The sequence below is a fragment of the Bradyrhizobium barranii subsp. barranii genome, from assembly GCF_017565645.3.
Classification (GTDB): Bacteria; Pseudomonadota; Alphaproteobacteria; order Rhizobiales; family Xanthobacteraceae; genus Bradyrhizobium; species Bradyrhizobium barranii.
Genome location: NZ_CP086136.1, coordinates 7648293 through 7659158 on the forward strand (window position 1 = coordinate 7648293; position 10866 = coordinate 7659158).

The window sequence follows — 10866 nt, forward strand, 5'->3', positions numbered from 1 at the left end:
AGGAGGCATACATGACCGATAACATCAGCCACGAACGACGTCGTTTCGTCGGCAGGGCTGCGATGACACTCGCCGCGACCCAGCTTGCGCTGAGCACGACGGCCGCGGCGAAGCCGGCGAAGTCCGCCACCGTCGTCAAGCCCGGCGCGAACACCGCGTTCGCGTCCCTGAAGCAGATCGACGCCGGCCTCCTCAATGTCGGCTATGCCGAGGCGGGTCCCGCCGATGGCCCGCCCGTGATCCTGCTGCACGGCTGGCCCTATGACATCTACGCCTTCGTCGATGTCGCACCGCTGCTCGCCGCGGCCGGTCGTCGCGTGATCGTGCCTTACCTGCGCGGCTACGGCAGCACTCGTTTCCTCTCCGACTCGACGATGCGGAACGGGCAGCCGGCGGCGATCGCGGCCGACATCGTCGCCCTGATGGACGCCCTCAGAATCGACAAGGCGACGATTGCCGGCTTCGACTGGAGGGCGCGCACCGCCAACATCATCGCTGCGCTCCGGCCGGAGCGGGTCAAGGCGATGGTGTCGGTGAGCGGCTACCTGATCGGCAGCCAGCAGGCCGGCAAGATGCCGCTGCCGCCGAAGGCCGAGCTGCAATGGTGGTACCAGTTCTATTTCGCGACCGAGCGCGGCCGCGAGGGTTACGACAAGTACCGCCACGATTTCTCGAAGTTGATCTGGCAGCTCGCTTCGCCCCAATGGCATTTCGACGATTCCACCTTCGATCGCAGCGCGAAGGCGTTCGACAATCCGGACCATGTGGCGATCGTGATCCACAATTATCGCTGGCGGCTGGGCCTCGCCGAAGGCGAAGCGAAATACGCCGACGACGAGGCGAGATTGGCGCAAGCGCCCGTTATCGCCGTGCCCACCATCACCATGGAGGGTGACGCCAACGGGGCGCCACATCCGGAACCGTCCGCTTACGCGAAGAAATTCTCCGGGCGCTATTCGCACCGGACCATCAAGGGCGGTATCGGCCACAATCTGCCGCAAGAGGCGCCGAAGGCCTTTGCCGACGCGGTGCTGGACGTCATGGCCGAAGCCTAGGCGCCGGACCTGCCAACGGCACTTAACAACGCTTAACGGGCGATCGTCTGCGCACGGGGGTATCTCTATTGGGGCGACACCACCGATGCGAGAGGAAACGGCCGGATGATTCCGCTGCTGGCGAATGCGATCGAGGCCCATGGCGGGCTCGATCGATGGAATGCCCACGAGCGACTCACCGCCACGATCGTGACGGGCGGCGACCTCTGGATATTGAAGGGCGTCGATCAGGACCAGGCGCCGCGCACGATGCGGATCGAGCTGCATCGTGAGCGCGCTTCCGTGGAGCCGTTCGGCAAGCCCGGCCAGCGCACCGACTTCAGCCCGGAGCGGATTGCCATCGTGGCCGCGGACGGCCGCATCGTCGCGGAGCGCAACAATCCGCGGGGCTCGTTCGCGCGGCACGATATGCGCACGCATTGGGATCCGCTGCATCGCGCCTATTTCAACGGCTATGCGCTCTGGACCTACATGACTGCGCCGTTCCTGCTGGCGGCGGACGGGTTCGAGGTCCGGGAGATCGCGCCCTGGCGCGAGGGCGCGGAGGTCTGGCGCGGATTGCGGGCGACCTTCCCGGCCGTGATCGCAAGCCACAGCGCCGAGCAGGATTTCTATTTTGGCCCCGACATGCTCATCCGCCGGCATGATTACCGGGTCGAGATCGCGGGCAATTTTCCGGCAGCTCAGTACGTATCGGATCCCGTCACCGTCGACGGCTTCAAGCTCCCGAGCCGCCGGCGCATCTATCTGCGCGGCGACGATCTGATGCCGCTGCGTGAAGAGCTGATGGTGTCGATCGATCTCGCGGATTTCCGGTTCGACTGAGCCTTGTCAGGCTGATGCCTCGTCCAGCACGAGCCGTGCGGCCTTCAAATCCGCCGTCTCGAATCCTTCCGAGAACCGCGCATAGGTCGCGGCGAGATCGTCGAGCGGATTCTTGACGCCCTGCCGAAGCCGAAGCGCCGCGAGTGACATCTCCGTCCGCAATCGCCAGGACAGCGCCCCCTGCTGCTCCGCCAGCGCGAGCGATGCGGCAAAGTTCGCTTCGGCGGCACCGAGATCACCGGTCCGCGCCTCGAGGTCGCCGCGCCGGCGCAGGAGCTCGGGCATGTCAAAACCTCCGCCGCCCTGCTCGACACGGGCGATCGTCTCATGCAGGACCTGCAGCCCTTCCGTCAACCGTCCCAGCGCCGCCAGTCCTTGCGACAGGTCTGCGGCGAACGCGGATGCGTAGAGCTCGTAGCGATCCGCATGCAGACGCGGCAGCGCGCTCCGCAGCAGATCGACACCTCCGGCCAGCTCACCGCGGGCGATCATGGTCTGCGCGCGAAAGCCGGTCGCGACGGCTTCGTACGGCGCGAGTCCGTGCAAATTCGCATGGGTCGCGAGGCGCCCCGTCATCGTCTCGACGGCGGCCCAGTCGCCGACCCAGCCGAACACCGTGGATGACCAGCACAGCGCAATGCAATGCATCACCACGTCGCGCGGCGCGGCGGCGCCGACGAGCGGGCGGACGCAATCGAGTGCGCGGTCGGGGAAGCCGCGCAACCACAGCACCCGCGCGAGCGGAATCTGCGGCGTGCGCGAATAGGCGAAATGCCCGGGCTCCGTCCCGCGCAGCGCGGCGTCGTCACGCACGCCTTCGTCGAGATGGGCCTGCGCCTCGGCCTGGTCGCCGGCGAGATGATAGGACACGCCGAGAAGCGCCTTGCTGCCTGCGATCCCCGCGGTGTCGCCGATCTGGCGGGCGATGCGCTCGGCCTGGCGTGCGGTCGGCACGAGGTGCCTGTAGCCGCCGGTGCGGCGATAGAACATGTTCAGCCGCGACAGCAGCCTGAACGCATTGGCGTGATCGTCGAGCGCTTCGGCGATCTCCAGCCCGCGCCGGAGTGCGGCCTCGGCCTGCTCGCTGTTGCGCTCCGTGAACATGAAGGCGTGGCCGAGCGTCGACTGCAGCTCGAGCTCCCATTTGCCGCCCTGGTTGGCATCGTCGAGCATCGCGAGCGCGCGGCCCGACCAGATGCGCGCCTCGTTCAGCAGGTTGAGCTCGACGAACAGCCTTGCGGCGCTGCCGGCGAGCGGCACGCGCAAGGCGGCACCGTCGTGGTTGGCAAAACTCCATTCCAACGCCGCACGGGCATCTGCGAGCAGGCTCGCCCGCGCCTGCAGGCGCGAAGCCGGGTCGCCGCCCTGCTCCGCCATGCCGGCTTCGAGCGTGCGCTGAACATAGGCCGTGTGACGGCGCGCGATCGCCGCCGCTTCGCCTGCGTCGACCAGCTTCTGCATGGCATAGGCGCGCGTGGCATCCAGCAGGCGGTAGCGCCGCGATGCGCCATCGGGCTGCGCCGACACCAGCGACTTGGCCACGAGCTGCTCCAGCGCATCGACGACGCGATCGGCCGCGGCACCCTCATCCGCGGCGACTGCGATCGCCCCCTTGAGCGTGAAGGGGCCGGCGAAGATGGCGAGTCGCTGAAGCACTGTGCGTTCGCTCTCGCCGATCAGGCCAAAACTCCAGTCGAGCGTCGCGCCGAGCGTCTGCTGCCGTGGCGGCGCCGTTCGCCGTCCGCGCCATTCGAGCTTGAGCCTGGAGTCGAGCAGCGCGGCCATCTCCCGCAATCCGTAGACGCCGACGCGCACGGCGGCGAGCTCGATCGCGAGCGCGATGCCGTCGAGCTTGCCGCAGATCTCGGCCAGGACCTCGGCATCCTCGTCCGTGATATCGCCGCGATGGCCTGCGGCCGCGGCACGATCGATGAACAGCTGCGCGGCCGGATAATCCAGCACTTCACCGGCGCTGAGGCGCGCCCCTTGCGGCGGGCCGGCCAGCGGAACGAGCTCGAAGATCTGCTCGCCTTCCACCTGCAGCGACTCGCGGCTGGTGGCGAGAATGGCGATGCCCGGCGCCTCGCGATAGATGTTTTCGGCCAGACGAGCGATCTCGTCGATGACGTGCTCGCAACTGTCGAGGATGAGAAGCAGCCGCCGTCCGCGCAGGAAATTGATGATGCTGCCTGAGGGATCATCGTGATGCACGACGAGGCCCAGAGCGGCGGCAACCGTGCTCGCGACCAGCGTGGCGTCCTTCAGCGGGCCGAATTCGAGGAAATGAACGTGGCCCTCGAATGCCTGCCACATGTCATGCGCGAGCGCGGTCGCAACCGTGGTCTTGCCGATGCCGCCCGGTCCTCGCAGCGTGACGAAGCGGTCGCTCAGCAGACGCGCCGACAACTCGGGCAGCACGTCGTCCCGACCGATCATCCGGTCCAGCCGATGTGGCAAGGCCGCCGGCGCCGCCGCTCGTTCGGGCGCACGCAATACGGGCACGGGCGCCACGTTGCGCTCGCCACGTTGCACAGGCGCGACGAAGCAATAGCCGCGGCTCGGGACGTTGGTGATATAGCGGGCCCCGTCCTTGCCGTCGCCAAGCACCTTGCGCAGCTCCGCGACATGGACGCGCAGGCTGATCTCCTCGACCGCGAGGCCGGACCACGCGTAGCTCAGAATCTCGTTCTTCGGCACCACTTCGCCGGCACGACTGAGGAGCAGGCGCAGAATGTCCATTGCGCGGCTGCCGAGCTTGACCGGCGCCCCGTCCCTCTCGAGCAACCGCGACCGCAGCGAAAACGGTCCGAACGAGACTGCGTCGAAATCAAGGCTCGCCCCGGCGCCATTGCCGGGCGAGCCATGTCCTGCCGGGGGTTCGGTCACTTCTGACTCATCTTGACGGCCATTTCATTCAAATGCGCGGCGACTATACCCGCCGTCGATGCGCGGTCCAGCGAGGCACCGCGCCGGCCGAGCTATGGCTGATTTTGGGTGACGCGGCCTGATCAGGCGGCGTGGCTTTCAGTGTTCGGAATGACTTCGATTCCGTCGATGAACTTTACACCGGCGATGACTTTCGGCAACTGGTTCGTGCTCTTCAATCGCCGCCAGGTCTTCGATGCGGCGTCGATGAGCTTGAACACCATCAGCTTCGCAGTTTGTTGCGACAGCGATCCCTTGGTCCGCACCGTTCGGTGGCGCACCGTGGCGAAGACGCTCTCGATCGGGTTCGAGCTGCGTAGGTGGATCCAGTGCTCAGCAGGGAAGTCGAAGAAGGCGAGCAGCGCATGGCGATCCTTGATCAGGCACTCCACCGCACGTCCGTATTTGACGTGGTATTTCTCGACGAAGACGTCGATCGCGGTTTCAGCTTCGGCCCGGTGTGGGGCCAGATAGATGTTCCGCAGGTCGTTCTTCATGGGGCCCTGCACGGATTTGGCGACCTTGTCGAGTACGTTGCTCACTTTATGGCACCAGCATCGTTGGTGCCGCGTGCCGGGAAAGGCCTCGTCCAGTGCCTTCCAGAAGCCGAGGGCGCCGTCGCCGATGGCGAGTTGCGGGGCAATCCGTAACCCGCGTTGCCGCAGGTCGATCAGGAGTTCGCGCCAGCTCTGCGCGCTCTCGCGCACGCCGACCTGGAAGCCGATCAGCTCCTTCTTGCCTTCCGGCGTGGTGCCAATCAGCACCAGCATGCATTCGCTGTGATCTTCCATGCGGGCCTGCAGGTACACGCCATCGGCCCAGATGTAGACATAGCGACGCGCCGACAGATCGCGTCTCTGCCAGCGTTCGTACTCGACCTGCCAATCGGCCTTCAGGCCGGCGATCACCGAAGGCGACAGGTTCGGCGCATCCTTGCCGAGCAGCGCCGAGAGCGCCTCCTGGAAGTCGCCGGTCGAGATGCCGCGCAAATAGAGGACCGGGATCAAGGCATCCAGGCTCTTCGTCCGCCGCGCCCATAGCGGCAGGATTGCCGAACTGAAGCGGAGGCGGTCGCCTGGCCCGCTCGCTCCGCGGTCGCGGACCTTGGGACGAGCGACCTCCACCGGACCGATGCCGGTCGCAATCTCGCGCACCGGACCGTGCCCATGTCGGACCAGGCGCGCTCGACCGTCGGGCAGCGTCAGATTGGCCGTGCTGGCCAGAAACGCGCCAACCTCGATCTCGATCGCCCTGGCAAGCAGGTCCCGCGCGCCGGCACGAACGATATCGGTCAGTGGATCATCAACCGCGGACGGCTGACGGAAAGCAAGAACATTGGTAGTCTCGGTCATGGCGTATCGCTCTCCTCGAGAGGTTCTGGCAGGCTCGTCACCCGCCTCGATACGCCGCCTTCCTCACACCGTCATCACCCAGATTCCGCCATAGCTCGCGCCGGCCTCATACCGGCACATCGATCGCAGCACGATGTTCTGCAATGTCCTCACACCGCACCGATCTGCGCAAATAATTGAAAAGCTGGACAAAATCAAACGTCCTGCGGCGGGCTGTCACACTACAGGCGCTCGCACAAAATCTAACACCTCCTAATCATCACTAACGGGCTTCTTGCCTGGCTCACGCCTATCCTCTGATCGTGGAAAGCACTGAGAGTTGGCCGATCGCTGCAAGCGGCGACGAGGCCAGGAGAGGACGAGCGATGTTCAATGACTTGCAAGCAGCGCATGCCTGGATCGAATTTCCCACCAGCCGGTGTGATCGCGAGGCTTCGCACGGGATGCGAGCAATCGCGCAGGAAAGCGGATGGCGCAAGATCGACCGCGGCCTGGACGCGGACATCACGATTTCGCGATGGGAGGATTCTCGGACCACCTCGTCGCACGAAGCGACGACGCCGGCGGACCGCTATTTCGTCGCCATCGCCCTGAAGACCGCTCGGGTAAAGCTGACGCGGGACCGTCAGATCATCTTCGACGGCACCATGCCCGCGGGCACGCTGTACGTCAGTGCGCCATCGAAGCTTCTCGGCGTGCAATTCCAGTCGCCCAGCGCTTTCCTGCACTTCCACATCTCCACCGATCATTTTTCGGCGGCGCGACCGGCGACCGAGGGCCTCAACGACCTCGTCCTGCTGCGCGACCCGCTCGCAGCCGAGCTCGCGAAGGCACTGACCGAGCATGGCGATACCGCGGACCAGCAGTTCGCGCGCTGCATCGGAGAGACCCTTGCGATGCATCTGACTCGGCTCGAGCTGCCACGCTCAAAAGTCAATGCCTTGCCGAAATGGCGGCTACGCCGCGTCGAGCAATATATCGCCGATCACTTTGATCGCTGCATCAGCCTGTCCGAGCTCGCCAATGTCGCAGGCCTCTCGAGGATGCATTTCGCGGCACAGTTCCGCGCCGCGACCGGCTACCGTCCACGCGAATATCTGCTCAATCATCGCGTCGAGCATGCGAAGACCTTGCTCACGACAACCGAGCGGCCGCTGGCGGAGATCGCGCTTGCCGTCGGCTTCAGCACCCAGGCGCATTTCTCGACCGTGTTCAAGCGCATCAGCGGCGAGTCACCGGCACGCTGGCGTCTGTCCAGCAGGGCCGTGCTGCCTGCTACGGAGGCGCTTTCGCGGCGGCGCCCTGCCGCGGACATGGACTGGATGGTCGGCGCAGCCGCGTAGTTCGTGCGGCGGCAGGCGAATTGGGATCGAGGGAACTGGAATCGAGGGACTTGGAATCAAGCGACTCAGGATCAAGCCACTTGGGATCACGCCATCTGCACTTCGACTGGTTTGCGATTTCTTTGGCGTGAGTGCCCTGCCACTCGCGCCGGCTCGAGCCCTTTTCCTCCCGGGTCTGCGAGCCACTTGGGGCCGTCCCTGCGCCCACACAGGACGGCCCCGTTTTCTTTCTGCCTCTCGTGTCCTGGACGCGCTACGGCACGGGCGCGAGAGCGCAGTACCTCCACGTCGTCGTTGCGAGCGCATTTCGCGTAGACCGGATGGAGCGCAGCGTAGTCCGGCGCCTTCGCACTACGGCCGCAGCAATCCCGGCGACGCGCCTACACCGGATCGAACGCGCGGATCGGCGGCAGATTGCCGGTGAACTTCTCCACCTCGACCGTCGTGAGCTGGCCGGTGCAGCCCTGCGCGAAGGACGAGGTGCCGATGTCGCGGGTGAGCACGTTGGGATTGCCGTGAACGCAGAGCGGCGCGTCGTCCTCGGGGTCCATCGGGTCGTACCACGCGCCGGTCGGAAGCTGCACGACGCCGGCCGCGATGCCGTCGGTGACATGGACGGCGGCGAGACAGGCGCCGCGCTCGTTGAACAGGCGGATGATGTCGCCGTCCTTGATTCCGCGTGCATCGGCATCGCGCGGATTCATGCGCGCCACCTCGCGGCCGCGATGCTTCGCGCCCAGCGAATGGCCGCCGAAGTCGAGCTGGCTGTGCAGGCGCGTCACCGGCTGGTTGGCGACGAGGAAGCACGGCGCGCCGGGTTTCGGCATGTCGGTCTTGTCGAGCCAGACCGGATGGCCGGGGCAATCGGCATCGCCGTGCGCAGCGATCTTCGCTGAATAGATCTCGATGCGCCCGCTCGGCGTCGGCAGCGGATGATTGGCCGGATCCTCGCGAAAGCTGCGAAGCCGGCCGCCGTCGTCGGGCTGTTGCGGCACGACCAGGCTGCCGCGCCGCCAGAATTCGTCGAAATCAGGCGCCTCGAGGCCACGCGCTTGAAGCGAGGCGCGAGTCGGCTCGTACAGATGTTCGAGCCACTGCCGCGACGTGCGCCCTTCGGTGAAAGGTTCGCGCGCACCCAGGCGCTCGGCGAGATCGGCAAAGATGTCGTAATCGTCACGCGCAAGGCCGAAGGGCTCGGCGATCTGGTGCATCGCGACCATCAGGGGATCGTTGGTCGAATAACCGATGTCCTCGCGCTCCAGCGTCATCGTCGAGGGCAGCACGATGTCCGCGTGCCGCGCCGTCGCGGTCCAGGCGAGCTCGTGCACGACGAACGTATCAAGCTGCGCAAAAGCCTTGCGCAAGCGGTTGATGTCCTGATGGTGATGGAAGGGATTGCCGCCGGCCCAGTAGACGAGGCGGATGTCCGGATAGGTACGCGTCTCGCCATTGTAGCGATAGGTCGCGCCGGGATTGAGCAGCATGTCGGCGATGCGCGCGACCGGAATGAATTCGCGCACGCCGTTGCGGCCCTGCCCTAGCGTCGGTCCCGGCACGTCGTTGACGCGGCGGCCGTAATAGCCGATCGCGCCGAGCGAATAAGCATAGCCGCCGCCGGGCAGGCCGATCTGGCCGAGTGCTGCTGCGAGCACCATGCCCATCCACACCGGCTGCTCGCCATGCTCGGCGCGCTGGAGCGAATGCGAAACGGTTATCAGCGCACGCTTTCCGGCGGCGCGACGCGCGAGCTCGCGGATCGCGTCCGCATCGACACCGCAAATCGCGGCGGCCCATTCGGCATGCTTGGCCTGCCCGTCGCTCTCGCCATTGAGATAGCGCAGGAACACGGGCCAGCCTTCGGTGTAGCGATCGAGGAAGGCCTGGTCATGCAGGCCTTCGCTCACAAGTGTGTGGACGATGCCGAGCATCAGGGCGGTGTCGGTGCCGGGCAGGCACGTCATCCATTCGGCGCCGGCCTCGACGGGAAGATCGTCGCGCAGCGGGCTGACCAGGATGAACGCGCAGCCGCGCCGGCGCGCGGCTTCCATGGCGCCGCGCTCGACATGCTTGCTGATCGAGCCGCCGGCCACCATGGAGTTCTTCAGCGCCATGCCGCCGAACGCCAGCACGATGTCGGTGTTCTCGGCAATCTGCTCCCAGGTGACGTTGCGCTTGGTGATGTCCTCGTAGCCCGCAAGGATCTGCGGCAGCAGCACCGAGGATGCGCCCGAAGAGTAAGTGTTCACCGAGCGCACATAGCCGCCCATCGCGATGTTGAGGAAGCGATGCACCTGGCTCTGGGCGTGATGGAAGCGGCCCGCGCTCGACCAGCCGTAGGAGCCGCCGAACACGGCGCCGGGGCCGCGCGTGTCGCGGATGCGGCCGAGCTCGTCGCCGAGCAAATCGAGCGCCTTCTCCCAACTGACGGAGACGAACTCGTCGCGGCCGCGGCGATCGTCCGGGCCAGGTCCGCGCTCGAGCCAGCCGCGGCGGATCGCCGGCTGGGCGATGCGCGCCTGATGACGCAGCGCGCCGGGGAAATTGCCGATGATGCCGTTCGGATCGGGGTCGCCCGCATAGGCCCTGACCTCGAGCCCGGCTTCGCTTTGACGCGCGGAAAACACGCCCCAATGCGAGGTGTGCGGCTTGAAGCCGTCAGACAGGTCGAGGCCGGGGTCGGGAAAGCCAATCGTATCGTCCATCGTCTGATCCTTGTTCCGCGCGGCGCGGGCCCAGCCGCTGCCACGTCAATTCCGGTGGCAGTATACCGATCCGTATCCCGATGTCGTCGGGATCAGGGCCGTCGGAAACGCCGGGCTCCCGCGCGCAAGTGCAGCTTGGTGACCGTCCGACCGCGCGACGAGCGGTGATTCTTCAGTCAATTTATTATTTATTTTCAATATCTTGTTGGATGACCTCCGGGACGCCCGGTCGCGAAATCTCTTCAAACGACATCGACATGGAAATGTGCGATATGCCGCCCATCCCCACAGCAGCATCGGTCTCATCATGATCCAGCGCGTCTTGCCCTACGAAGGACTCCTCCACGAAGTGGTCGAGCATAATGGCGTGCTCTACATCGGCGGGATCGTCCCCGAGGACACCAGCCTCGATATGTCGGGCCAGGCCAACGACGTCCTCGGGCAGCTGGCGCGGCTGCTGAAGACGCTCGGCTCCGATCTCGCCAACGTCTTGCAGGTGACCATCTTCATGACCAACCTGAAGGAGAAGGCGGAGTTCAATGCTGCCTGGAAGGCGCACTTTGCGGAAGCTCACCTGCCGGCGCGCGCTGCGATCGGCGTGGCCGATCTCGGTCCAGGCGTCAAACTCGAGATGACGGCCATCGCGGCCCGGTAACCCCAGGCT

At 65.9% G+C, this 10866-nt stretch carries 8 protein-coding genes; 4 read left to right on the forward strand and 4 right to left on the reverse strand.

Going from position 1 to position 10866, the window contains the following annotated elements; genetic code table 11:
• Nucleotides 1-11 precede the first annotated feature (11 nt).
• Nucleotides 12-1055, forward strand: a complete 1044-nt coding sequence (locus tag J4G43_RS37320) for an alpha/beta fold hydrolase (RefSeq protein WP_208087974.1) — start codon at nt 12-14, stop codon at nt 1053-1055.
• A 105-nt stretch (nt 1056-1160) separates the two neighbouring features.
• A complete protein-coding gene (locus J4G43_RS37325; protein WP_208087975.1) occupies nt 1161-1880 on the forward strand; it encodes a hypothetical protein in 720 nt (239 codons plus the stop codon).
• 6 nt (nt 1881-1886) lie between these two features.
• Here the strand turns inward: J4G43_RS37325 and J4G43_RS37330 are convergent, their stop codons facing one another.
• On the reverse strand, nt 1887-4766 hold the full coding sequence (locus tag J4G43_RS37330; RefSeq protein WP_208087976.1) for an ATP-binding protein: 2880 nt from the start codon (nt 4764-4766) through the stop codon (nt 1887-1889).
• A 122-nt stretch (nt 4767-4888) separates the two neighbouring features.
• Nucleotides 4889-6157 carry an IS256 family transposase gene (locus tag J4G43_RS37335; protein WP_038952271.1) on the reverse strand — a complete coding sequence of 423 codons (1269 nt, stop codon included), beginning with the start codon at nt 6155-6157 and terminating at the stop codon, nt 4889-4891.
• A 365-nt stretch (nt 6158-6522) separates the two neighbouring features.
• Between J4G43_RS37335 and J4G43_RS37340 the strand changes: the two genes are divergently transcribed.
• Entirely contained in the window at nt 6523-7500 is a 978-nt protein-coding gene (locus J4G43_RS37340) for a helix-turn-helix domain-containing protein (protein ID WP_208087977.1), read from the forward strand.
• Nucleotides 7501-7880: 380 nt separating this feature from the next.
• Here J4G43_RS37340 and J4G43_RS37345 read toward each other — a convergent pair whose 3' ends face one another.
• Entirely contained in the window at nt 7881-10202 is a 2322-nt protein-coding gene (locus J4G43_RS37345) for a molybdopterin guanine dinucleotide-containing S/N-oxide reductase (protein WP_208087978.1), read from the reverse strand.
• 184 nt (nt 10203-10386) lie between these two features.
• Entirely contained in the window at nt 10387-10563 is a 177-nt protein-coding gene (locus J4G43_RS37350; RefSeq protein ID WP_208089622.1) for a hypothetical protein, read from the reverse strand.
• On the opposite strand from J4G43_RS37350, the gene J4G43_RS37355 reads away from it, so the two are divergent.
• Nucleotides 10552-10857 carry a RidA family protein gene (locus tag J4G43_RS37355; RefSeq protein ID WP_249814683.1) on the forward strand — a complete coding sequence of 102 codons (306 nt, stop codon included), beginning with the start codon at nt 10552-10554 and terminating at the stop codon, nt 10855-10857. The two genes, J4G43_RS37350 and J4G43_RS37355, sit on opposite strands and share 12 nt — an antisense overlap.
• The last annotated feature ends 9 nt before the right edge of the window (nt 10858-10866 follow it).

What these genes read in the sequence shown, in the direction of transcription:
- J4G43_RS37320 (WP_208087974.1), top strand. Translation starts at nt 12, where the DNA reads ATGACCGATAACATCAGCCACGAACGACGTCGTTTCGTCGGCAGGGCT.
- J4G43_RS37325 (WP_208087975.1), top strand. Translation starts at nt 1,161, where the DNA reads ATGATTCCGCTGCTGGCGAATGCGATCGAGGCCCATGGCGGGCTCGAT.
- J4G43_RS37335 (WP_038952271.1), bottom strand. Translation starts at nt 6,157, where the DNA reads ATGACCGAGACTACCAATGTTCTTGCTTTCCGTCAGCCGTCCGCGGTT.
- J4G43_RS37340 (WP_208087977.1), top strand. Translation starts at nt 6,523, where the DNA reads ATGTTCAATGACTTGCAAGCAGCGCATGCCTGGATCGAATTTCCCACC.
- J4G43_RS37345 (WP_208087978.1), bottom strand. Translation starts at nt 10,202, where the DNA reads ATGGACGATACGATTGGCTTTCCCGACCCCGGCCTCGACCTGTCTGAC.
- J4G43_RS37350 (WP_208089622.1), bottom strand. Translation starts at nt 10,563, where the DNA reads ATGCTCGACCACTTCGTGGAGGAGTCCTTCGTAGGGCAAGACGCGCTG.